Genomic DNA, 23605 nt, shown 5'->3' with positions numbered 1-23605 from the left:
GAAGTGAACCCTCATTTTATTTATTCATCCTCATCCTTCTCCTCTTGGTAAGCTTTCAACAATTCGTCTTGAACCTCAGCCGGTACTTTTTCATATCCGGAAAAATTCATGGTGAAAGAGGCTCGTCCTCCCGTGATAGAACTCAATGCCGTGGAGTAGCGTTGCATCTCTTTCAACGGTACTTTAGCCATCAATTTCTGGAATCCGGAATCGGCTTCCATACCCATGATGATTGCTCTACGGGTTTGCAGGTCGCCCATGACGTCACCCATGTATTCATCCGGAACGAGAACTTCCACGTCATAGATCGGCTCCAAAATCTTTGGGGATGCTTGTTTGAACGCCGTACTGAAAGCGTGACGTCCGGCAAGTTTGAACGAGATTTCGTTTGAATCCACGGGGTGCATTTTTCCGTCGTACACGCTGACACGTATATCCCGCGCATATGATCCGGTAAGCGGTCCTTCTTCCATCTTTTCCATGATCCCTTTCAGGATAGCGGGCATGAAACGAGCGTCGATCACACCTCCCACGATACAGTTGTAGAATACCAGTTTACCGCCCCACGGAAGTTCAACGACTTCGGTGTCTTTCACGGAAATTTTACTATCCACGCCATTGATCTTGTACATGGTCGGGGCGGGCATTCCTTCCGTGTAGGGTTCGATCACGAGATGAACCTCGCCGAATTGTCCGGCACCACCCGATTGTTTCTTGTGGCGATAGTCCGCGTAAGCATATTTCGTGATGGTTTCACGGTACGGGATACGTGGCGGGTAGAATTCGATTTCCAGTTTATCGTTATGCTCTATACGCCATTTCATAGTGTTCAAGTGGAATTCTCCCTGGCCGGAAATAATCATTTGTTTCAATTCTTTGGAATATTCCACGAGGAAGGTCGGGTCTTCTTGGTGAATCCGTTGCAGGACTTCCGCCAGTTTTTCTTCGTCGCTCGTGTTCACGGCCTTGACGGCTGTTCTGAAACGAGGATTCGGGTATTGAATCTTGCCGAACTTGTAATGAACGTCTTTCTCGTTCAAGGTATCGCCGTTATTCGTGTTTTTCAATTTCACGGTAGCCCCGATGTCTCCGGCCATCATTTCGGTCACTTTTGTCCGGTTCTTCCCGGCCACGGCATATAGTGTTGAGATACGTTCTTTCGCGTCATTGGTGGCATTGTACAGGTCATCCCCCTCGTGGACAGTCCCGGATGCCACTTTGAAGTAGATCACTTCACCCAAGTGAGGTTCGACCGTCGTGTTGAACATATATAAGGAAGTCGGGCCTTTCTCGTCGTACGGAACTTCGTCCCCGTCTTCCGTAATGGAAGGTGGCATGGAGCCGGCACTGGGAGCCACGTTGATCACGAACTCCATGAAACGGCGTACGCACATATCTTTTTCTGCCGACACGCAGAAAACGGGGAACATATCCCGTGCGATAAGTCCTTTGCGGATTCCGGCACGCATTTCATCTTCCGTAAGACTACCCTTGTCAAAGAACAATTCCATCAATCCCTCGTCGTTTTCGGCGGCCGCTTCGATTAGTGCGTTATGTAATTCGTTCGCTTTTTCTTCTTCTTCCTTGGGAATGGGGAGTACGTCGGGTTTACCACCTTCCGGTTTCCATTGATACATCTCCATTTTCAAGACGTCGATGACGCGGTTAAAGCCGATTCCCGGGTTCACTGGGTATTGAACTAGCACGACTTTCGAGCCGAAAGCTGCCTTGGCCTGTTCCACTGCGTGATCAAAGTTTGCTTTCTCGTGATCAACCTGATTTATAACGAAAATGAGCGGTTTGTTTAGTCTTTTGGTATGGCGGCTGATGATTTCGGTACCGACTTCAATACCTCTGACGGCGTTAATAACCATTACTCCGGTATCAACAACGTTCAGCGCAGAGATAACTCCTCCGACGAAATCGTCTGCTCCCGGCGTGTCAATGAAATTGAGCTTGTGCTCCTTCCATTCTGTATACAATACAGCCGGGAATACTGATGATCCGTATTCCTGTTCTACCGGACGGTAGTCGGATGAAGTGTTTTTTGCACTAATGCTACCTCTGCGCGGGATGACCCCGCCCTCATACATCATAGCTTCCGCTAACGTGGTTTTGCCGGACCCGGCACTACCCACGAGCGCGATGTTTTTAATTTCGTTAGGTTTATAGGTTTTCATTATAATACGGTTTAGATTAATATTGTAAACGTATATAACTCTTCGAATAATTCGAGGGTTACAAATTAGTGAAGATTTTCTAAAAAAACAATAGAGAATGTCATTCTTGACGAAAATAAATGCAGAAAGCCCGTGTTAGTATTTTTTATATATCGAGCCCTAGGGCGATGGCGTACTTTTTGTATATCTTTGAGAAGAATTTTAATGATAATATTTTATGGCAGGATTACCTTTAATTTGGATTATATTTATCGGGTTTACTTTGTTGAGCTGGCTGGTGAGCCATCAATTACAAAGTCGTTTTAAGAAATACTCTAAGATACCCACCGCTAACGGGATGACGGGGCGTGACGTGGTGGAGAAAATGTTGCGGGATAACGGGGTGCAGGGCGTGAAAATCGGTAGCGTGGAAGGACAATTGACGGATCACTACAACCCCACGAACAAAACTATTAATTTAAGTCACGAAGTATATTATGGTGCCAATGTGGCAGCCGCTGCTGTCGCTGCCCATGAATGTGGACATGCTTTACAGCATGCTCAAGCGTATAGCATGTTACAATTACGTTCGGCTCTGGTTCCGGTGGTGAGTTTTGCGTCACATTGGGTGCAATGGATTTTGTTGGCAGGGATTCTGTTGTTACAGCAATTTCCACAATTGATGCTGATTGGGATTTGTTTGTTTGCATTGATGACTTTGTTCAGTATTGTCACCCTGCCCGTGGAGATTGATGCCAGTCACCGGGCTTTGGCTTGGTTGCGTAACTCCGGTATCACGACTTACGAATCGCAGGAGAGTGCTAAGGATGCGCTGAAATGGGCCGCTTATACTTACGTGATTGCCGCTCTTTCTTCTTTGGCGACCTTATTGTACTATATCATGATTTATTTGGGAAGAAGAGATTAAGATTGCAATATTTTTTCGAAGAAGATTTTCAGAAATAATTCTTTGGGAAGGAGTGGGAACACTCCTTTTCTTTTTGTGCGGTGTCGTATAGGTTTTGAATGTGTATATCAAGGGTTGGGTATGGGAAGAGTTTGGCTGTTGAGTGGTTGTTGGGTGACAATTAGGCGCTCTCGCCGCCTACTCGCCGCCTTGTCGCCCGCTTATAGCCGCCATTTTAACAGGATATAAGGAAAAATAATATATATCGGATTCTGGGAAGGGAAAGTAATGATACGTGAATAGGGGAGTAATCAGGATCCTTTTTTGATGTTTAACCCGCTTGGATGGGTAGAGCTTGTAATAACTATCTATTCTGGCTTTGAAGTGACCCAATAAAAATAGAAGAAGACTTTTTAGCCTTCTTCTATTTTTATTTTATGATGCCTAAATTATTTAAACGCCTCTTTGATTTTCTCGATATAGTCCAGTTTTTCCCACGTGAAGAGTTCTACTTCTTTTTCGATGGTTGGCCAGTAATTCGAGGAGAACACTTTTTTCACGATTCTGGGAGTACGTCCCATGTGGCCGTAACTTGCCGTTTCCTGATAAATCGGGTTACGGAGTTTCAGGCGTTCCTCGATGGCTTTCGGACGCAAGTCAAAGATTGAAGTGATTTTTTCGGCAATGGCGGCATCACTCAAGTTCACCTTGGCCGTTCCGTAAGTATTCACGAAAACTCCGACGGGGCGGGCAATACCGATGGCGTATGAAATTTGTATCAGTATTTCATCGGCAATTCCTGCAGCTACCATGTTTTTTGCGATGTGCCGTGCGGCGTAAGCGGCAGAACGGTCCACTTTAGATGGGTCTTTCCCGGAGAAAGCACCTCCCCCGTGGGCTCCCTTGCCCCCGTAGGTGTCAACGATAATTTTTCTTCCGGTTAATCCCGTGTCCCCGTGAGGACCACCGATCACGAATTTTCCGGTAGGGTTCACGTGAAGAATCAAATCTTCATCGAAAAGGGCCTGTACCCGTTCCGGCAATTGGCGTTTCACTCTCGGTAACAAAATATTAATGATGTCCCAGCGTATTTGATCCACCATTTGTGCATCGGCTTCCAGCTGAGCTTCCGGGGTGGGAGCCGTGGCCTTGACAAATTCGTCGTGTTGGGTGGAGATCACGATGGTATGAATCCGGGCAGGTTTATTGTCGTCCCCGTATTCGATGGTTACCTGTGATTTGGAGTCCGGACGCAGATAGGTCATTTCCTGGCCTTCTTTGCGGATTTGTGCCAGTTCGTACAATAATAAATGTGATAGTTCGAGAGATAACGGCATATAATTGTCCGTTTCGTTACAAGCGTAACCGAACATCATACCTTGATCTCCGGCTCCTTGTTCCATGGGGTCTTCCCGAACAACGCCGCGGTTGATGTCGGGGGATTGTTCGTGAATGGCACTCAGTACACCACAACTGTTCCCGTCGAACATGTATTCGCTTTTCGTGTAACCGATACGGTTGATCACTTCCCGGGCGATACGTTGTACGTCTACATACGCTTCGGTTTTGATTTCCCCGGCAACAATGGTTTGACCGGTGGTTACCAATGTCTCGCAAGCTACTTTGGCATCCGGGTCAAAGGCGATGATTTTGTCAAGTACAGCATCGGAAATCTGGTCTGCCACTTTGTCGGGGTGACCTTCCGATACAGATTCAGATGTAAATAAATATCCCATAATTCATTTTAGATTTAGTGATTCAGTGATTTGGTGATTTAATGATTTGATGATTTAATGATGTTGTAACAAACGAATCACTTAATCGAAAATCATTTAATCTCTCAATCTCTTTATCGTAAATTAAACTATAGGAAAGTACATGGATGGTTGAATTCAGAATTAAATATGCATTTTAGCGCTTTTTTTCCGTGGTTGCAATCAGCCAAATCTTTCCACTTTTTCGAGGGGCAAAGATAGATTTTTATTAGATAGGAATGAAACTTTCTTTCGTAAAATGAGTATTTTTGTTATTAAAGAATGTAATTATGGGACACGATCATTCACATGCCGGGCATCAACACGCTCATGGAGAGAGTACAAAGAATTTGGGTATCGCTTTTTTCCTGAATCTGGGATTTGCCGTTATCGAGATTGTTGGGGGAATATGGACCAATTCGGTGGCTATTATTTCCGATGCGGTACATGATTTCGGGGATGCTTTTTCTATCGGGGTTTCTTATTTTCTGGAACGTTATTCGAGAAAGAAGAGGACCGTGACATTTACTTACGGGTATAAACGATTTTCGACGCTGGGGGCGTTAATCAATTCGATCGTGTTGCTGGTAGGGTCGATCTTCGTGTTCATGGAGACGATTCCCCGTCTATTTCATCCCGCAGAGGTGAATTACTCCGGGATGATGTGGTTGGCGGTGGCGGGACTTGTCGTGAACGGGTTCGCTGCCTTGCGGTTGATGAAAGGAAATTCGATCAGCCAGCGGGCCGTGATGTTGCATTTGTTGGAGGACGTGCTGGGATGGGTGGCCGTGTTGATCGGTAGCGTGATTATTCGTTACACGGGATGGTATTTTATCGATCCGCTACTTTCGGTTGGTATCGGGGTGTTTATTCTGACGAACGTGTGCCGGAATTTGTACGCAATTTTCAGAATCCTTTTGCAAGCTACGCCGGAACACATGCCGGAGGATAAGATAAAGGTCATTTTGCTGGAGGTGCCGAACGTGAAGGACGTGCATGACCTGCACGTGTGGACGCTGGACGGGGAAAGGAATATCGCTTCGGCCCACCTGATTGTGGCAGATGATATTTCCCGGGCGGATGCCATCCGGGTGAAACATGATGCCGTGGATCGGTTGAAGGAGGCGGGCATAGATCACCTGACCGTGGAAATCGAGTTTGAAGGGGAGGGATGTTATAGTTGTCCCGTGGAATGACGGGAGGCATCAATCCGTTCCGTGAACTCGGAGATTTCGGAAAGGAAGTTCTCGTCGAGACGGGCGAATTCCTTGGCAAAGTTTAGACCTTTTTCAAGTGCTTGTAATTTCTGAGAATGACGATTTGTTTTTTCGTAGACGGTAGCCAAGTTCCAGCAAGCGGCCAGAATGGATGGCGGCGTCTCGTACTCGTCGTCGTACGTGTCCTCGTAAGCGGAAACAGAGCGACGGAACATCTGTTCCGCGGATTCCCAGTTGCCTTGGTCGTAATGGTGTTGACCTAATCGAAACAAATAGCTGGCTAGGGGTGTTACGAGGTAATCGTTATGGCGAACCAGTTTAATGGATTGTTCGTAACTTTCCAGTCCTTCCAGTAAAATAGAATCGAGTGTTTCGGGAGTTGTCATGATCTCTTGCAGGTAGGGATCGTCAATAGAAAGCCATTTGTAATCCAGGCTTTCGTTCAAGTCTATGTGTATACGTTTATTCCCGGTATACGCGAACACGAAACGAAAATCGTGATGATAGTGCTGATCTTCGTTTTTCTTCTCGTTACGTGGGATCGGGTGGGAATTAATCTCGATGCAATAGGGTTTGTTTTTAATGAGGTTGATGGGAATCAGTTGTTCGGCTGTCAGTCCGGTTTCTTCTTCCACTTCCCGTAATGCAGCTTCGAAGAGAGAATCATCGTCGAGGTCCACGTGGCCACCGGGAATATGCCATTTATCAAGGGTCTTGTGATGTAGTAACAGGACTTCACGAGTGGGAATGTGGATGATCGTTCCGCTTGCCGTGATGTGTCCGGTGAAATTTTTACGGTCACACAAATCTTCTTCGTCGAAGTTGTTGAATAGTTCGATGAACTTTTTACTTGCCCCGTTTTTCAGGTATTTCAAGTGTTTTTGTATTTCCAATTTCGTTACCATAGTCGCTAAATCCCCTTTTAATGGTTGATTTGTAAAAATACACTTTTTTTTATTTTCAAGTACTCGTTTGGGGAATGTGATTTTATAAAATAGAGTTTGTAATGAAAATATTTTTCATTTTTAGTATGACTTACGTAAATATTTTAGAAAGTATTCGTATATTTGTGATGAAATAAACACGATTCTTTTTGAAAAACGGAGAGCTATGAATGACTCGAATACCATAAATAAAGGTTCACTACCGGGATTGAAAGAGAAACGGTACTTGCAGAAGAAAGCAATTATCGGTTTTCTTTACCGGATGGGAGAGTTGTCCAAGCCTGAGATTTGTCGCCTGACAAACGTGACCACGCCGACGGTTAGTCGCATGATCGAAGAGTTGATCGAAGAGGGATGGGTGATTGACCGGGGATGCGGAAATTCGATCGGGGGTAAACGTCCTCACGTGTTTTCATTAAATCCGGATGCTGCGTATATATTAGGAGTGGATATTGGTCGGGAGTACCTGCGGGTGGCTATCTTTAATTTGAAGAATGAGCCGATTGAGGGTATTCTGGAATATCCTTCGATTTTGGAAGAGCAGGATGATGAGGCGACTCTCCGTTACGTGCGAGAGAAGATTGACGAGACGATCGGGCGTTTGAATGTAGATCGGGCAAAGATTAAGATGGCGGGTTTCGCTCTTCCGGGGTTGATAGATCGGGAGGGAACTTCATATACTTATTTGACGTATGAACAACCGGGGATAAAGAGTATTTTGGAGGAAATGCTGAAAATCCCGGTATTTATTGATAACGATTCTAACGTGATGGCCATGGCGGAACACACGTTCGGGGTAGCCAAAGACGTGAATAACGTTTTGTGTATTAGCGTGAACGAGTGTATCGGTTTGGGGATGATCCTGAACTCGAAATTATATCGCGGGGGAATTGGCATGGCGGGTGAGTTCGGGCATATCCGTATTTCAGGGCTGGAGGCTCCATGTCATTGCGGAAAGATCGGTTGCTTGGAAACCGTGTCTTCGGGACGGGCTATCGAGAAGGTGGCCGGTAAGCCGTTACAGGATATTATCGAGGCGGCCCGGAAAGATGATATTTCGGCTATCGACCTCTTGCATCGTGCGGGAGAGAAGTTGGGAGAGGGAATAGCCACGATGGTACATTTGTTTAACCCGGACATGGTAGTCATCGGCGGGGAGATCGTGCAAGCGGGCGATTTGATGCTGGTTCCGGTTCAACAGGCGATAAATAAGTACGCTTTGGCTCGTATGCGAGGACATTGCGAGTTGAAGATGAGTAATCTGGGTGTTTATTCGGCGATATTGGGTACGTTGATGATGGTCATGGAACATTTGTATGATGATTCTGAATGTGGGTACTCGCTTTATTAACAAGGAAAAATTAAAGATAAAGATATGATGATTACTAAAAACTACATCGCTAAGGGCGAGGGAGCCAACAGGTTCGAGAAGATTCCTGTTCAGATTTATGAAACAGCGGACGAGGCTGTGAAGGCCGTTGCCCGTGAGATTGTGGATTTGGTACAAACGAAAGCGGCTAGCAGTGAAAAGTGCGTTTTAGGTTTGGCGACCGGGGTTTCCCCGATCAAGTTGTATCAAGAGCTGGTGAGGATGCACCGGGAAGAAGGCGTTTCTTTCCGTAATGTGGTTACGTTCAATTTGGACGAGTATCTGCCGATGCCGAAAGAGTCGGAGCAGAGCTACCATTATTTCATGCACCACCATTTGTTTGATCATATAGATATTGACCCGAAGAATATTCATATCCCGGACGGAACGCTGGAAGGGGATGAAATAGATAAATTCTGTCGGGATTACGAGAAGGCAATCAAGGCTGCCGGGGGAATTGACCTCCAGATATTGGGCATCGGACGTACGGGACATATCGGTTTTAACGAGCCGGGGTCTTTTATCACGTCCCAGACCCGGAAGGTGTTCTTGAATGACTTGACGATAAAAGATGCGATAAAGGATTTCGGAAGTAGGAATCTGGTACCCACGAAAGCGATCACGATGGGAGTCGGGACGATTATGCAGGCCCGGAGAGTGATTCTGATGGCGTGGGGAGAGAAAAAGGCCCCGATTATCAAGGCTACCGTGGAAGGACGGGTGTCAGATTCGGTTCCGGCAACTTTCTTGCAGATGCATTCTAACGTGCAATTTATTATTGATGAGAGTGCGGCTAGCGAGTTGACCCGGGCGGATTACCCGTGGTTGGTGAGCAAGGTGGATTGGGATGATAAGCTGATTCGTAAAGCGGTGATTCGGTTGTGCCAGAAGTTGAAAAAGCCCATTTTGAAAGTCGAAGATAAAGATTATCAAGATAACGGTTTGAGCGATCTGATAGAGAAGTTCGGTTCCGCAAATAAGGTGAATATTGCCGTGTTTAACGATATGCAGCACACCATTTCCGGGTGGCCGGGAGGGAAACCTAACGCGGATGATTCAACCCGTCCGGAAAGAGCGAATCCTTACCCGAAACGAGTGTTGATTTTCAGTCCGCATCCGGATGATGACGTGATCTCGATGGGAGGAACGGAGGCCCGTTTGGTGGAACAGGGACATGAGGTGCATGCGGTTTACCAAACGTCCGGGAATATCGCCGTGTTTGATGATTACCTGTACGAGATGATGGATATTGCCGATTTGTTCGCCCAAAATATGGGAGTGTCCGGTGAGGGATATAAGCAGGTGAAGGAGACGATTCGGAATCTGAAACCGGAGGGAAGTGAACCTAAAGAGGTGTTGAAGTTCAAGACAGCCTTGCGGGCGGCAGAGGCTTTGGCCGCTTGTCGGTTTATGGGTATTCCTTCAGAGAGAGTACATTTTTTGAATTTGCCTTTCTATGAAACGGGTTCCGTGAAAAAGAACCCGTTGGGAAAAGAAGATATTGATATTATCGTGAATCTGTTGCGGGAGGTGAAACCTCACCAGATTTATGCTGCCGGAGACTTGGCCGATCCGCACGGAACGCATAGTGTTTGTCTGGATGCGATCATGCAGGCTTTTGACGTCGTGTGTGAGGATGACTGGTTCAAGGATTGTTACGTGTGGTTGTATCGCGGGGCTTGGTTGGAATGGGAGATCGAGAAGGTGGATATGGCGGTGCCGGTAAGCCCGTCGGAGTTATCTATCAAACGACAAGCGATTTACCGACACGGTTCACAGAATAACGGACCGGCTTACCCGGGAGATGATCCTCGCGAGTTCTGGCAGCGAGCCGAAGACCGTAATCGTAACACGGCCGACTTGTATAACAAGTTGGGAATGGCGGAGTACGAGGCGATGGAGGTCTTCGTGCGCTACAAGCATAGGAAATAAATGTTGTGTTTTATATTTTTTTTGCTGGAGCGGGGTCTGTTTTTAGACCCCGTTTCTTTTTTCGCCTATGGCGAGTTGCGAGTTTCAAGTTGATAAGTTACAGGTTTGTGGATGCTATTTACGTTCGATTTCCCGGAGGTTTTCCATTTTCTTTTTCCGCAAGAAACCTTGGATGTCTTCTAAGTGTTCCTTTACTTTCTTGTTACCGAATTCGTAGACCTTGTGGACGAGTCCGGTGAGGAAATCACGGTCGTGGGACACGACGATCAAGGTGCCATCGAACTCTTTCAAGGCATTTTTCAGGATGTCCTTGGTACGGAGGTCGAGATGGTTGGTCGGCTCGTCGAGAATCAACAGGTTCACGGGAGAGAGCAACAACTTGATCATGGCCAATCGGGTACGCTCTCCACCGGACAGAACTTTCACCTTTTTGTCGATGTCGTCACCGCTGAACATGAAAGCTCCCAGCATATCCTTGATTTTGTGTTTCAGATCCATGGGAGTTACGTCATCGATGGTCTGGAAAACGGTAAGACTTTCGTCCATGAGAGAGGCTTGGTTTTGGGCGAAATAGCCGATCTTCACGTTGTATCCCAATGTCAGTTTTCCGGTATAGGGGATTTCACCCATGATACATTTTACTAGCGTGGACTTTCCTTCCCCGTTACGACCGACGAAAGCGACTTTCTCTCCCTTCTCAATCGTGAAGTGGGCATCTTGGAACACGATGTGTCCGTCATAGTCTTTCGTAAGCTCTTCTGCGATCACCGGGTATTTACCGGAGTTCGGGGCGGGCGGGAATTTCAGTCTCAGTGCGGACGTGTCTTCCTCGTCAACTTCCAATATTTCCAGTTTCTCCAACATCTTCACGCGGGATTGTACCTGTAAGGTCTTGGAATAGGTCCCCTTAAAACGCTCGATAAATTCTTTCGTCTCGGCAATCATCTTTTGCTGTTCGTCATAGGCCTTTTGTTGCTGTATGCGTCGTTCTTGGCGTAGTACGAGGTATTGGGAGTAATTTACCTTGTAATCGTAAATGCGGCCCATGGTGACCTCGATCGTTCGGGTGGTGATGTTGTCAACAAATGTCCGGTCGTGGGAGATCACGACGACAGCTTTTCCGTTATTCACGAGGAAGTCTTCCAGCCATTGAATCGAATCAATGTCAAGGTGGTTGGTAGGCTCGTCAAGTAGTAACACGTCCGGGTTTTTAAGCAACATTTTAGCCAACTCGATACGCATACGCCAACCTCCACTGAAATCGGCTGTCGGGCGGTTGAAATCTTCCCGTTGGAATCCGAGTCCCAGCAATACCTTTTCAACATCCGCCTCGTAATGCGTGGAATCAATACTGTAAAACTTCTCGCTGAGTGCGGATACGTCTTCAATGAGTTTGTAATACTCTGGAGAATCGTAGTCCGTTCTTTCGGTGAGTTGTTGATTCAACCGTTCAATCTCTTTCTCCATCTCGAAAAGGTGGGCGAATGCCTGTGCCGTTTCGTCGAAAACGGTTCTTTCGTTATGGGTCATTAAATGTTGCGGTAGGTAAGCAATAACAGTTTCCTTTGGGTAGGAGATATTTCCCCGGGAGGCTTGGCGTTCTCCCGCTAGAATTTTTAATAACGTGGATTTACCTGCCCCATTCTTTCCCATGAGGGCAATCCTGTCTTTGTCGTTAATAACAAATGAAATATCTTTAAAAAGCGCTCTGTCTCCAAATTCTACTGTTAATCCGTCTACTGAAATCATATTTAATTGAAAATTGAAAGTTGAAAATTGAAAATGAATTTACATTTTCAAATAGCGGTGCGAAGATAAGATAATTTGTTTATATTTGCGATATGAACGATTACAAGTCGTTTGATAAATTATAAATCTGAAGTTTATGAAGACAACATTTATTTCTAATCGTCAATTTCAAGTGAGGGGAACGAACTTTGAATCTTTCAAAGGAATGGGCCGTGCTTGTTGTTGCTGTTGTTGTTGTCTTTAATCCTGCCATTTATATTTCTATAAACGTTTTTCGGTAGGCAGTGATTGTCTCTCCGGTAGGTTTGGTGTGTTCAGACCGGCGGGTGGGGAGTGTAATCTAAAATCGTAAATCATAAATCAAAAATGATCATGTTGGTAAAGAAGAACATTCTTGAAACCATAGGGCATACACCTATGGTGCGTATTAATCGTCTCGGTCAGAACCCGAACGTGAATATTTTCGCCAAGTTGGAGGGATTTAATCCCACGGGTAGTATTAAAGATCGTATCGCCTTGCAGATGATCGAACAGGCTGAGCGGGAGGGGCGTTTGATACCCGGTAAAACCATTATCGAACCGACTTCCGGGAACACGGGGATCGGTTTGGCTATTATCGGTATCGTGAAAGGTTATCCCGTGGAGATTGTGATGAGTGAGGCGGTGTCCGTGGAGCGAAGAAAGATTATCCGTTCGTATGGGGGCAAGGTCATTCTGACTCCTGCGGCGGAGGGGACGGATGGTGCTATTCGGAAGGCGCATCAACTTGTGGAAGAAAACCCCGGAAAATATTTCATGCCCGACCAGTTCAGTAATGCCGGGAATTATCAGGCACATTACGAGAACACGGCCATCGAGATCTGGCAACAGATGGAGGGGGAGATAGATTACTTGGTGAGTGCCTTGGGAACGTCGGGGACAATCATGGGAATATCCCGTTTCTTGAAAAGATGTAAGCCGGATATAAAAGTCGTGTCTGCGCATCCCGTGAAGGGGCATTACATTCAAGGTCTAAAGAATATGGAGGAGGCGATTGTTCCGGCTATTTACGATCCCTCCCGGATAGATATACAGGTGATGGTGGAGAGCGAGGAGGCTATTGCCATGGCTCGTGAGATTATTGTCTGGGAAGGTATTTTTGCCGGGATGAGTAGCGGGGCTGCCATGGTGGCAGCTCTGAAGACCGCAGAACAGATAGATGCGGGCAATATTGTAGTTATTTTCCCCGATAGGGCAGAAAAGTATCTGAGTACTTCGATGTTCGGGAATTTGGTAGATTATTAAGAGTCAGGGATTTTCTGTTTACCGATCAATTTTGGCTCTCTTTTTGTAGGATGTTCTGCGAGTGTAAATTTTGTTATAATATTTAAGAACAAATTAAAAGGAATAGTCGTACAATAGAGTTACGAATAAATTATTGTTATGATGGAAATATCAGATATAGGATTGATCGGATTGGCGGTAATGGGAGAGAATTTGGCTTTGAACTTGGAAAGTAAAGGGTACACGGTCTCTGTTTACAACCGGGTTCACCCGGACCGAGAAAGTGTGGTAACCCGTTTCGTGGAAGGGCGAGGGAAGGGAAAGCGTTTCCACGGGACCTATACGATTGAAGAGTTCGTGGAGTCCATACGCTTGCCGCGGAAGATCATGTTAATGGTGAAGGCCGGGGATCCGGTTGACGAGTTGATCGGGCAGTTACTCCCGTGGCTTTCTCCGGGGGACGTTATTATTGACGGGGGAAATTCGGATTACCACGACACGGAACGTCGGGTGAAAATGTTGGAAGAGAAGGGCCTCTATTTTATTGGAGCCGGAATTTCCGGGGGAGAGGAGGGTGCGTTGAACGGGCCTTCTATCATGCCGGGAGGTTCCGTGACGGCTTGGCCACTAGTGAAAGATATATTACAGTCGATTGCGGCAAAATTGGAAGACGGTTCTCCTTGTTGCGAATGGATCGGTCCCGGCGGGGCAGGGCATTACGTGAAGATGGTACATAACGGGATCGAGTACGGGGATATGGAACTGATCGCGGAGGCGTATTCCATGTTGAAGAAAAGAACCGGGTTGGATAACGACGGCTTGGGAGATATTTTTGAGTTGTGGAACCGGGGAGAACTGAATAGCTTTTTGATCGAGATTACTTCACATATTCTGCATTACAAGGAAGAGAACGGAGACTATTTGTTGGATCATATTCTGGATGTGGCCGGGCAGAAGGGAACGGGAAAATGGAGTGTGATGGCGGCCTTGGATGAGGGGGACCCGTTGACGCTGGTGTCGGAGGCGGTGTTTGCCCGTTTCATGTCGTCCTTGGTGAACGAAAGAGAGAGAGCGTCCGTGCAGTACCCCTCGGGTAAGGTGGGGGATATGGAGGCTTGCATTACCTTGAACACTTCCGGAATCGAGGCGGTGAGGGATGCCTTGTACGCGGCGAAACTGATCTCTTACGCGCAGGGATTTTCCTTGATGCGCAGGGCCTCCGAGCGAAATGGTTGGAATCTGGATTACGGGACAATCGCTAAAATATGGAGAAAGGGATGTATCATTCGCTCTGTATTTTTGGAGAGGATTACCCAAGCATTTACGAAGAGTCCGGGATTGCAGAACCTGTTATTCGATGCTTTTTTCCACGAGAGAATGGAAAATGCCTTGCCGGCTTTGCGGGGGGTGGTCGTGGATTGCGTGTTTAATGGTATTGCGGCACCTTGTTTCTTCTCGGCATTGAGTTATTTTGACGGGTTACGTAATTTTACTTCCGCGGCGAATCTGATACAGGCGCAACGGGATTATTTCGGGGCCCATACTTACGAACGTACGGATGCCGAAAGGGGTAAGTTTTTCCATACCGACTGGACGGGAAAAGGTGGAAAGACGGTTTCAGGAACTTATAATGTGTAATTATGAATAGACCGGAGGATCAGGTATTAGTCATATTCGGGGCATCGGGTGATTTAACCAAACGAATGTTGATGCCCTCTTTATACGAGTTACACGTGCGGCAGATGTTGCCGGAACGTTTTGTTATTTTGGGAACTTCGAGGAAATCCATGAGTGATGACGAGTTCCGTTTGTCTATCCGTTCGATGTTGCAGGAGTTGAAAGGGGATAAGGGATTGAACGGGGAAGAGGTGGATCGTTTTTTACAGAAAGTGTACTACCAACCTTTTGATCCCGTGGAAGGAGCCGATGAGTTGGGAGAGCGGGTGATGTTTTTGATGGAGGAAAATGCCATCCCGATGCGGGTGGTATATTATCTGGCAACCCCTCCGAATTCGCAACAGGCAATCACGAAATATATCGGGAGAAGTTGCTTGTTTGGTGTTAAGGAACGGGGCGGGTGGCACAGGATTGTGGTGGAAAAACCTTTCGGGACGAGTTTGGAGACTGCGAAAGAATTGGATCAATCCTTGTTGCAGGTATTCTGTGAACAGGAGATTTATCGAATAGACCACTTTTTGGGGAAGGAGACGGTACAGAATATATTGGTTTTGCGTTTCGCGAACGAGATATTCGAGTCCTTGTGGAACCGGAACTACGTGGATTACGTGGAGATATACGCCTTGGAATCGCTTGGAATCGAGAACCGGGGGAAATATTACGAGACAACGGGGGCTTTGCGGGATATGGTGCAGAACCATCTGATGCAGTTGTTGGCTTTCGTGGCTATGGAATCCCCGGCGACGATGGAACCGGAGGTGATTCGGGACGAGACGGTAAAGGTGTTACGTTCACTTCGCCAATGGAAAGGGGAGGATATTCCTCGTAATGTTGTCCGGGCGCAATACGTGGCCGGAGAATCGAAAGGGCAGCCCGTGGTTGGATATTTGCAGGAAAAAGATGTTGCCCCGAATTCCGATATGGAGACTTACGTGGCGTTGAAAGTTTTTATTGACAACTGGCGGTGGAGTCATGTGCCGTTTTATATATACACGGGCAAGCGTTTGAAAAACAAGCGTTCCGGGGTGGTAATTCATTTCAAATCCACGCCGCATAAGTTATTTCAGGGACAATGTGAGGGTTCGTCTTGTAATCAGTTGATTATTCGTATGACACCGGATGAAGGGGTGATGTTGAAGTTTGGGTTGAAAATGCCGGGTGGCGGCTTTACGGTGAAACAAGTGGGGATGGATTTCCTGTATGCCTCGCTTTGTAACAATTATCTGCCGGGAGCCTACGAGCGTTTGTTGCTGGATGCCATGCAGGGAGATTCGATGCTTTACACGCGGGATGATGCCTTGGAGGCCAGTTGGAAGTTTATCGATCCGATCGTGAACTATTGGCGGGAACATCCGGGAGAACATTTGCGAACGTATACCGCCGGAAGTGAAGGGCCGGATTTGAGTGATGTGTGGGACGTGGCTCCACCTGTTTCGAAAGAAGATAAAAATGTTTGTTGGTTATGATATTAGATGCACATACGGGATTAGTACTTGAAGGTGGTGGAATGAGAGGCGTATTTACTGCCGGGGCGTTAGATTTCTTGATGGATAAAAAGGTTTATTTCCCTTACACGATCGGAGTTTCTGCCGGGGCGTGTAACGGGCTTTCCTATGCCTCCCGTCAGCGGGGGCGGGCGAAGACGTGTAATATTGATTTGTTGGATAAGTACCATTATATCGGTTTCCGTTATTTTTTCACGAAACGGAGTATCATGGATTTTGACCTTATTTTTGATGAATTCCCGACCCGGATTATCCCGTACGATTATGATACTTACTTTGCTTCTCCGGAGCGTTTCGTGATGGTGACGAGTAATTGTAGGACGGGAGAGGCGAATTATTTCGAGGAAAAGCATGATCCGGTACGTTTGCTGAATATTTGTCGGGCCTCTTGCAGTCTGCCTTTTGTTTGTCCGATCTCTTACGTGGACGAGGAGCCCATGCTGGACGGGGGAATCTGTGATGCCATCCCGATCCGGAAAGCAATAGCTGACGGATTCGATCGTAACGTGGTGATCCTAACTCGTAATAAAGGTTACCGGAAAGATGAAAAAGAGAAATCATTGCCTTGGTTTATGTATCGTAAATATCCGGCATTACGGGAGAGCTTGAGGATAAAGAATAAACGTTATAACGAGACGCTTGATTTTTTGGAACAGTTGGAACGGGAGAAAAAAGTAATCTTGATTCGTCCGGAGAAACCGTTGGAGGTGGATCGGATCGAACAAGACGTGACGAAATTAACGGACTTGTATAATCAGGGGTACGAATGTGCCCGTAAAGTATTTAGTATTTAATATTGCGGTTATGGAAGAGCTTACATTGACAACACCTTCTATTTTATTCTCGGCTATATCGTTGATCATGCTGGCTTATACGAATCGTTTTCTGGCGTATGCCCAAGTGATCCGGAATTTGAAGGGAGAACATGAGAATCGGCCGAGTGCGATGACCAAATTGCAACTGGATAATTTACGGAAGCGGCTTTACATGGCTAGATCGATGCAAATTTACGGAGTGATCAGTTTATTGCTTTGCGTGGTTTGTACCTTTTTTATCTATATCGGTCTACAAACCTTGGCTGTTTACACGTTCGGTGTGGCCTTGTTGCTGTTGGTGATTTCATTGGGAATTTCCGTGAAAGAGATATTGATTTCGGTGAAGGCGTTGGAATTTAGGTTAGATAACGTGACCCCGGAGGAAGAGAAGAAATAAAAGGAGTAATCTATTGTTGTATGTATGATGAATTTGTCATGATGTTGCTGTACTGTGATAATTTCGTTGAAAAAAAAGATTCAAATTATTGCAATATTGGAATAAATGCTTTAACTTTGTCAAGAAGACAAATTAGAACTTTAGAAAACAGTCGGCTTCCGGCAGAGATCATCACACCAAAACTAGAAATACTGCCTTCTTTTCGATACCATATCATTCCCGACTGTTTTCTTCTTCCTATAATTTTGATTTAGGTCAATGAGAATTGTTGTGTAAATCTGTATTTTCGCGTTGAAATTAGGATGATATGATAAAAGCTGTATTTTTTGATATTGACGGGACGTTGGTTAGCTTTAAGACACATCGGGTTCCGGATTCTACGAAGAGAGCAATTGCTATTTTGCGTGCCAAAGGTATTCGGGTATTCATTGCGAGTGGGAGGCAATTGTTGGCTATTAATAATTTAGAAGACTTGCAATTTGACGGTTATGTTACTTTAAACGGGGGCTATTGTATCGTGGGGGAGAAAGTGATTTATAAACATAGTATGCCGTCGGAAGATATGGTTTCTTTAGTGCGATACATGGAAGAACAAGAGAGTTTTCCCTGTATTTTTGTGCATGAAAATACATTTTATATCAATTACACGAACGAACGGACGAACGAGATTTTTCGTTTACTGAATTTCCCGCAACCGCCTAGTCTGCCTTTACGGGAGGCTGTCGAAGGAGAGGTTTTCCAGTTGGTGGCATTTTTCACGAAAGAACAGGAGAAAGCGATTATGGCTGCCATGCCTCATTGCGAGGCTACCCGCTGGAATCCATTGTTCTCGGATGTTATTCCGAAAGGAAGTAGTAAGCAAGTGGGGGTAGATAAAATGTTGGATTATTTTGGAATATCGTTGGAGGAATCAATGGCTTTCGGGGATGGAGGAAATGATGTCCTTATGTTGAAACATGTCGGGATCGGGGTGGCTATGGGAAATGCGGAAGATGAAGTAAAGCTGGCAGCGGATTATGTTACCGATTCCGTGGATGAGGATGGAATTGAAAAGGCTTTACGGCATTTCGGGGTGATTTAGCTGTTTAAATAACTACCCCTACTAACTCCCCCTGTGTAAGGGGGAGTTGGAGGGGGTAGTATTGATTTAGTCTTGTTTTTTATCTATGATTTCCCGAATCTCATTCGTGATCTGCGTGTCTGTCAGATGATTTTCTTTTAATAGTTCTTCCAGAACAAAGCGATCGGCAAATTCTTTCTTCAGACCGTAGTTCTTGACCTTCATCTCGGAATCCCCGTAATAGCGGGCAATCTTTTCCCCGAAACCGCCATCCAGTACGCCGTCTTCCAGCGTGATCACCAGCTGGTGATTAACCTTTAAATCTTCCAGCATCTGTTTGTCAAGTCCCGTGATATAACGAGGATTGATCAGTGTGGCTTGGACTCCGGTTGCCTCTTGCAACTTTCGACGCACGGACTCTCCCAGCGGGTAGAAATTTCCAAGTGCGATGATGGCCACCCGTTCCCCTTGACAGGTAATTTTATAACGGTTTAATTCGCTGTAATCCGTGTCAAAGGTCTCACCGCTTTCGATGACAACTGGCCCCGGAACACGAACGGCTACGGGATGTGTCGTTTGTTTGATACCCCATTCCAACATGGCGAAATATTCCTCTTTGCAAGTCGGGGCCAAGTACACGATATTTGGAATATTGCTGATAAGTGGAATATCAAAGAATCCGAGGTGTGTTTCATCATTCATCCCGGCAGAGCCGCCAAGGAACACCGAAATAACTGCCGGGTTCCGGTTGATACACAAATCTTGTGACAATTGGTCATAGCACCGCTGGATAAACGTGCTGTAAACACCGTACACGGGTCTCCCGCCATTAGCAGCGATTCCGGATGCGAGAGCTACGGCATGTTCCTCGGCGATCCCCACATCAACGAATTGTTTTCCGGCTTGTTGTCTGCGTTCGGAATTTAAACCGATTACTGCGGGTGTTCCCGAGGAAATAGCTACCACCGTAGGGTCTTTCTGCATTTGTTCTAGCAGGAATTTTCCTGTCAGATTGCAATAATCTTCCGTGTTTCCCCCGTTAGATAACGGTTGCCCGGTCTCTAGGTTGAACGGCATACCCCAGTGGAATCTTTCTTTGTAGGTTTCCGCAGGAGTGTATCCCTTCCCTTTTAGCGTGTGGATATGCACGACCACGGGATGATAAACGTCTTTTACCCGTGTGAAGGCGTGTATCAAAGCGGTAATGTCGTTACCCTCTTTCACGTAGATGTAATCAAGCCCGAGAGACTTGAAAAAATTGCAAGGCGCTTGCCCGTCAGAGTCTCTCAAGACTTTCAAGTTTTGGTACAAACCACCATGATTTTCGGCAATAGACATTTCATTGTCGTTGACTACCACGATCAAATTGGTACCTGTTTCTCCCGCATTACTTAATCCTTCATAGGCCTCTCCACCACTTAGAGAACCGTCACCGATCACGGCGATAATATTTTCACGATCTCCCTTCAGGTCTCTGGCTTTGGCTAACCCGCAGGCAAGACTCACGGAAGTTGACGTGTGACCGATCGTAAAGAAATCGTGCTTGCTTTCCCGTGGGTTGGTATAACCGGTTACCTCGTCGTACTCTTCCGCGTGAAGAAAGGCATCCTTACGTCCGGTTAACATCTTGTGGGCATAACTTTGATGCGACACATCATACACGATTTTGTCCACTGGCGAGTTGAACACGTAGTGTAGGGCTATCGTGGCCTCAACCATTCCCAGGTTAGGACCGATATGTCCGCCATGAGCGCTTAGTTTGGTTAGTAAAGCGTGGCGAATCTCATCCGCCAGTATATTTAAATTTTCAATGGAAAGACGTTTCACGTCTTCCGGAGAGTTAATGTTTTCTAGATACATAGTTTTATAAATTTATACTCGTTTTCCTGTTTCGTATGCTTCCTGCATAGCCGGGTTTCCTTTGATTTCTCCGACGTGCCATACGCCTAGTCCGAAGACCACCCCTTTGATGGTAGGATTCTCTAGGCAATCAAGAAATCCTTGGAACGTGTCCACGGTGCGCATCATTTTTTCTTTATCATCTTCTGCCGCCGTGACGATAAAATAGAACTCTTTGTCGTTCATTTCCGTGTAGAGACCACAGCACCGGTCAATCAAGGTTTTCATCTGGGCACTCATCGTGTAGAAATAGACGGGTGTTGCCATGACGATAACATCTGCAGCCACCATCTTGTCAATGATCTCCGCGGCATCATCCTTTTGCGGGCAAGGTTTATGATGCAGGCTACACGTGCTGCATCCCGTGCAGTAATTAATCTTTTTATCTCGTAAGAAAATCTTTTCAACGTCATTTCCCGCTTCTTTAGCTCCCCGCAGAAATTCGTCGCACAAGGTGTCGGAGTTTCCGCCTTTTCGAGGACTGGAAGAAAGGATTAAAATTCTTTTTGCCATAATATGATTTTTTATAATGATTATTCTAGTATGTTGTGTTCATAATTTTATGCTACAAAATTACATTGCCTCTGTCATTTCATTTGTATATAAATTACAGAGATGCATACCAAAATTACAGATTTTGCTATTTGTGATAGAGAATAAGGGGAGGAATAGAAAGATTTTATTCCTCAGAATTTGCTAATGCCTCCCGTTCTTTCTTTGTCAGGCTTTTGACTATAATGTCGTAAGATTTTTTGACCAGCTCTTTGATTTCCTTGTCTGGTACGTCTTGGTTAAAATAAACGCTGATCCAGTGTTTTTTATTCATGTGCCATCCGGGTTTTATGCCTATGTACGTGGCTCGTAATTCTTCCATTTCATCTGGATTGCATTTGATACAGCAAAAATCAAATACTTCGATATTTACAAAGCAGAACCATTTGCTTGCCACGTAAAAACATAGAACGTCTTGGCTGTATTTATCGGGAACATTCGGGAAGGGCATCTTCTCGTGTACCCCTTTCAATGACAAGCAATATTCTCTGAATTCTTCGATGTTCATGTTGGCAATTTTTAGAATAATACAAAGTTACATATTCCTTCTTTATTGTCAAAAAGAGATGTTTTTTAATCTGAATCTTTTCTAATTCACGATCATATGAATAAATTAATTTTATCTTTGTATCGTTTAATCAGAGGTAACTGGGTGTGAAATTAATGCCATCGTCAGAAGAAAGAAAGCAATTTGAGTCTGTATATCTTGATTATTTTCAAGCTATACATGATTTTTGTAATTCTTTTTTGAAGAATGGGGAATTAGCGCGTGATCTTGCACAAGATACTTTTTTTGCCCTTTGGAATAATTTTAATCCAGCTTATACTGAAAAAGAAATTCTCTCTTTTCTCTATACGACAGCCCGTAATAAATGCTTCGACCAATTACGGTTTCAGAAAGTGGTGGAAAATAAAATTAGAGATTTAAAGGATACTATTTATTCCGACACGTTCTTTTTGGATGAAATTACCCGAAATGAAACGTATCGTATTATTCGAGAATCAATAAATAAATTACCGGATCGATCTCGTCAGATTGCATTACTGACTCTTCAAGGTTATTCTACTCAAGAAATTGCCGATCAGCTAGAAGTTACGATCAATACCATAAAGACATTGAAAAAAAATGTTTATGCAAAATTGAGGGAAATCATTAAAAATCAGTATGTAATCCTATTGTTGCTAAAATATTTTATCTAAATTTTATCAGACCATTCACCCGTTTTTTTGACTTCTTCGTATGATAGACGATTTTAATGAAAATTACGATGAAGCATCAAATTGAAGAACGAATGGATTTAGCCAGACAATTTGCTAAACGTCTGATGGACTCGGAAGCAGATTGTAAAGATCTTGAGCCAGAATTGGAGGAAAATCCGAAGTTAAAAGAGTTGTACGATGATATTGCGACGAATCTTCATTCTGTTAATTACGAACGGACTGATCGGCAGGAATGGATAGATTTTCAAAACAAATTTTTATCTCGGCCTAGTCATCGTCGGAACTTGATAGTACGCTATGCGGCAGTTGCCTCTGTATGTATTGCGGTGCTGACTGTATTACTGATATATCGCTCTCGGCAGGAGAATGTACCTGTGCAGATTTCTTCTGTAACGAATCTTCCCACCATTTCTGTAAATGATAAAGTTTATACTTTGGATTCTACCGGAATTGGGCAGTTCTTACAACAAAATCATGTCGGGGTACAACAAGTTGATAAAGAATTGGCTTATGTGGTTGACAGTCTTGTTCCGGTCGAGCAAGAGTGGCATACGATTCGGGTACCGAGACAGGGCGAATTTACTCTTGCGTTAGCCGATGGTAGTCGTGTTCATTTGAATACCAATACTGTCTTGCGTTATCCGGTTCCTTTTTCCGATACAACTCGTGAGGTTTGGATCGAGGGAGAGGCATTTTTTGAGGTCGCTCCGGATAAGAAAAAGCCTTTCGTTGTTCATTTTGAAGATAATAACGTAACGGTATTAGGAACAAAGTTTAATATCTCCTGTTACAAAGAGAGACCGAGTTGTGCAACATTGTTAAGTGGTTCCGTTCGGTTGAGTAATTTACATGATTCCGTTATACTCCGGCCTGGCCAAGAGGGAATTATTTCTTCAACTCAAAAGCAGATTATGGTACAAGATGCAGACGTGAAGGTGACAACGGCTTGGCTTAATAATCGTTTTTACTTTAAAGGTCTTCCTCTGTCCGAGATCATGGAGACGTTATGTGATTGGTATGATCTGGAAGTTCAATTTGACCAAAAAAGTACAGGTGATATGCTGTTTTCGATTGAGACTAAACGTTATGAAGACATAGACAGTGTCTTGAGAATTCTTGAGAGTACTAGAAAAGTAAGCTTTAAACGAAAAAATCAGCTAATAGAAATAAAAAGTAATTTATAAA

19 protein-coding genes are annotated in these 23605 nt (G+C 45.1%); 12 read left to right on the top strand and 7 right to left on the bottom strand.

Going from position 1 to position 23605, the window contains the following annotated elements; all coding sequences use genetic code 11:
* Positions 1-20: 20 nt before the first annotated feature.
* Positions 21-2180, bottom strand: coding sequence for an elongation factor G (locus tag I2I33_RS11700; RefSeq protein ID WP_087422002.1), 2160 nt, complete (start codon positions 2178-2180; stop codon positions 21-23).
* A gap of 217 nt (positions 2181-2397) precedes the next feature.
* Between I2I33_RS11700 and I2I33_RS11695 the strand changes: the two genes are divergently transcribed.
* Positions 2398-3087, top strand: coding sequence for a zinc metallopeptidase (locus I2I33_RS11695; RefSeq protein WP_087422001.1), 690 nt, complete (start codon positions 2398-2400; stop codon positions 3085-3087).
* 428 nt (positions 3088-3515) lie between these two features.
* Here I2I33_RS11695 and metK read toward each other — a convergent pair whose 3' ends face one another.
* A complete protein-coding gene (gene metK / locus I2I33_RS11690) occupies positions 3516-4802 on the bottom strand; it encodes a methionine adenosyltransferase (RefSeq protein WP_087422000.1) in 1287 nt (428 codons plus the stop codon).
* A 308-nt stretch (positions 4803-5110) separates the two neighbouring features.
* Here metK and I2I33_RS11685 point away from each other — a divergent pair, with 308 nt between their 5' ends.
* On the top strand, positions 5111-6016 hold the full coding sequence (locus I2I33_RS11685; protein ID WP_087421999.1) for a cation diffusion facilitator family transporter: 906 nt from the start codon (positions 5111-5113) through the stop codon (positions 6014-6016).
* Here I2I33_RS11685 and I2I33_RS11680 read toward each other — a convergent pair.
* Positions 5995-6942, bottom strand: coding sequence for an NUDIX domain-containing protein (locus I2I33_RS11680; RefSeq protein ID WP_087421998.1), 948 nt, complete (start codon positions 6940-6942; stop codon positions 5995-5997). The two genes, I2I33_RS11685 and I2I33_RS11680, sit on opposite strands and share 22 nt — an antisense overlap.
* 205 nt (positions 6943-7147) lie before the next feature.
* On the opposite strand from I2I33_RS11680, the gene I2I33_RS11675 reads away from it, so the two are divergent.
* Positions 7148-8332, top strand: coding sequence for an ROK family transcriptional regulator (locus tag I2I33_RS11675; protein ID WP_087421997.1), 1185 nt, complete (start codon positions 7148-7150; stop codon positions 8330-8332).
* A gap of 27 nt (positions 8333-8359) precedes the next feature.
* A complete protein-coding gene (gene nagB / locus I2I33_RS11670) occupies positions 8360-10282 on the top strand; it encodes a glucosamine-6-phosphate deaminase (protein ID WP_195666812.1) in 1923 nt (640 codons plus the stop codon).
* 114 nt (positions 10283-10396) lie between these two features.
* Here nagB and I2I33_RS11665 read toward each other — a convergent pair whose 3' ends face one another.
* Positions 10397-12031 (bottom strand): ABC-F family ATP-binding cassette domain-containing protein, encoded by a 1635-nt coding sequence (locus tag I2I33_RS11665; RefSeq protein WP_087421995.1) that lies wholly within the window; start codon positions 12029-12031, stop codon positions 10397-10399.
* A gap of 375 nt (positions 12032-12406) precedes the next feature.
* Between I2I33_RS11665 and I2I33_RS11660 the strand changes: the two genes are divergently transcribed.
* The 6 genes from I2I33_RS11660 (at position 12407) to I2I33_RS11635 (ending at position 18769) form a co-directional block, all read left to right on the top strand.
* The gene (locus I2I33_RS11660) at positions 12407-13315 is read left to right on the top strand and encodes a PLP-dependent cysteine synthase family protein (RefSeq protein ID WP_087422230.1); all 909 of its coding nucleotides are present in this window, start codon (positions 12407-12409) and stop codon (positions 13313-13315) included.
* Between the two features lie 141 nt (positions 13316-13456).
* Positions 13457-14932, top strand: a complete 1476-nt coding sequence (gene gnd / locus I2I33_RS11655; RefSeq protein WP_087421994.1) for a decarboxylating NADP(+)-dependent phosphogluconate dehydrogenase — start codon at positions 13457-13459, stop codon at positions 14930-14932.
* Positions 14933-14934: 2 nt separating this feature from the next.
* A complete protein-coding gene (gene zwf / locus I2I33_RS11650; RefSeq protein ID WP_087421993.1) occupies positions 14935-16437 on the top strand; it encodes a glucose-6-phosphate dehydrogenase in 1503 nt (500 codons plus the stop codon).
* Positions 16434-17270 carry a patatin family protein gene (locus I2I33_RS11645; protein ID WP_087421992.1) on the top strand — a complete coding sequence of 279 codons (837 nt, stop codon included), beginning with the start codon at positions 16434-16436 and terminating at the stop codon, positions 17268-17270. Before zwf ends, I2I33_RS11645 begins: the two co-directional genes overlap by 4 nt.
* A 10-nt stretch (positions 17271-17280) precedes the next feature.
* Positions 17281-17688 (top strand): DUF2721 domain-containing protein, encoded by a 408-nt coding sequence (locus I2I33_RS11640; RefSeq protein ID WP_027202061.1) that lies wholly within the window; start codon positions 17281-17283, stop codon positions 17686-17688.
* Positions 17689-17995: 307 nt separating this feature from the next.
* Positions 17996-18769 (top strand): Cof-type HAD-IIB family hydrolase, encoded by a 774-nt coding sequence (locus I2I33_RS11635; RefSeq protein ID WP_087421991.1) that lies wholly within the window; start codon positions 17996-17998, stop codon positions 18767-18769.
* A 66-nt stretch (positions 18770-18835) separates the two neighbouring features.
* Here the strand turns inward: I2I33_RS11635 and I2I33_RS11630 are convergent, their stop codons facing one another.
* From I2I33_RS11630 to I2I33_RS11620, 3 genes are all read right to left on the bottom strand, one after another.
* A complete protein-coding gene (locus tag I2I33_RS11630; protein ID WP_087421990.1) occupies positions 18836-20608 on the bottom strand; it encodes a 1-deoxy-D-xylulose-5-phosphate synthase in 1773 nt (590 codons plus the stop codon).
* Between the two features lie 12 nt (positions 20609-20620).
* Complete coding sequence (locus I2I33_RS11625; protein ID WP_087421989.1) at positions 20621-21160, bottom strand: flavodoxin family protein; 540 nt, start codon at positions 21158-21160, stop codon at positions 20621-20623.
* A gap of 166 nt (positions 21161-21326) precedes the next feature.
* A complete protein-coding gene (locus I2I33_RS11620) occupies positions 21327-21707 on the bottom strand; it encodes an MmcQ/YjbR family DNA-binding protein (RefSeq protein ID WP_087421988.1) in 381 nt (126 codons plus the stop codon).
* A 155-nt stretch (positions 21708-21862) separates the two neighbouring features.
* Between I2I33_RS11620 and I2I33_RS11615 the strand changes: the two genes are divergently transcribed.
* The gene (locus tag I2I33_RS11615) at positions 21863-22399 is read left to right on the top strand and encodes a sigma-70 family RNA polymerase sigma factor (protein ID WP_087421987.1); all 537 of its coding nucleotides are present in this window, start codon (positions 21863-21865) and stop codon (positions 22397-22399) included.
* Positions 22400-22467: 68 nt separating this feature from the next.
* The gene (locus I2I33_RS11610; protein WP_162613843.1) at positions 22468-23604 is read left to right on the top strand and encodes a FecR family protein; all 1137 of its coding nucleotides are present in this window, start codon (positions 22468-22470) and stop codon (positions 23602-23604) included.
* Position 23605: the final 1 nt, after the last annotated feature.

It is taken from the genome of Butyricimonas sp. BSD2780061689_150309_C8 (genome assembly GCF_015560935.1).
Lineage (GTDB): Bacteria > Bacteroidota > Bacteroidia > Bacteroidales > Marinifilaceae > Butyricimonas > Butyricimonas paravirosa.
This window is presented reverse-complemented; position numbering and strand designations above follow the sequence as displayed.

Coding starts and splice junctions, on each gene's coding strand:
- I2I33_RS11700 (WP_087422002.1), bottom strand. CDS start 2,180: ATGAAAACCTATAAACCTAACGAAATTAAAAACATCGCGCTCGTGGGT.
- I2I33_RS11695 (WP_087422001.1), top strand. CDS start 2,398: ATGGCAGGATTACCTTTAATTTGGATTATATTTATCGGGTTTACTTTG.
- metK (WP_087422000.1), bottom strand. CDS start 4,802: ATGGGATATTTATTTACATCTGAATCTGTATCGGAAGGTCACCCCGAC.
- I2I33_RS11685 (WP_087421999.1), top strand. CDS start 5,111: ATGGGACACGATCATTCACATGCCGGGCATCAACACGCTCATGGAGAG.
- I2I33_RS11680 (WP_087421998.1), bottom strand. CDS start 6,942: ATGGTAACGAAATTGGAAATACAAAAACACTTGAAATACCTGAAAAAC.
- I2I33_RS11675 (WP_087421997.1), top strand. CDS start 7,148: ATGAATGACTCGAATACCATAAATAAAGGTTCACTACCGGGATTGAAA.
- nagB (WP_195666812.1), top strand. CDS start 8,360: ATGATTACTAAAAACTACATCGCTAAGGGCGAGGGAGCCAACAGGTTC.
- I2I33_RS11665 (WP_087421995.1), bottom strand. CDS start 12,031: ATGATTTCAGTAGACGGATTAACAGTAGAATTTGGAGACAGAGCGCTT.
- gnd (WP_087421994.1), top strand. CDS start 13,457: ATGGAAATATCAGATATAGGATTGATCGGATTGGCGGTAATGGGAGAG.
- zwf (WP_087421993.1), top strand. CDS start 14,935: ATGAATAGACCGGAGGATCAGGTATTAGTCATATTCGGGGCATCGGGT.
- I2I33_RS11645 (WP_087421992.1), top strand. CDS start 16,434: ATGATATTAGATGCACATACGGGATTAGTACTTGAAGGTGGTGGAATG.
- I2I33_RS11640 (WP_027202061.1), top strand. CDS start 17,281: ATGGAAGAGCTTACATTGACAACACCTTCTATTTTATTCTCGGCTATA.
- I2I33_RS11635 (WP_087421991.1), top strand. CDS start 17,996: ATGATAAAAGCTGTATTTTTTGATATTGACGGGACGTTGGTTAGCTTT.
- I2I33_RS11630 (WP_087421990.1), bottom strand. CDS start 20,608: ATGTATCTAGAAAACATTAACTCTCCGGAAGACGTGAAACGTCTTTCC.
- I2I33_RS11625 (WP_087421989.1), bottom strand. CDS start 21,160: ATGGCAAAAAGAATTTTAATCCTTTCTTCCAGTCCTCGAAAAGGCGGA.
- I2I33_RS11620 (WP_087421988.1), bottom strand. CDS start 21,707: ATGAACATCGAAGAATTCAGAGAATATTGCTTGTCATTGAAAGGGGTA.
- I2I33_RS11615 (WP_087421987.1), top strand. CDS start 21,863: ATGCCATCGTCAGAAGAAAGAAAGCAATTTGAGTCTGTATATCTTGAT.
- I2I33_RS11610 (WP_162613843.1), top strand. CDS start 22,468: ATGAAGCATCAAATTGAAGAACGAATGGATTTAGCCAGACAATTTGCT.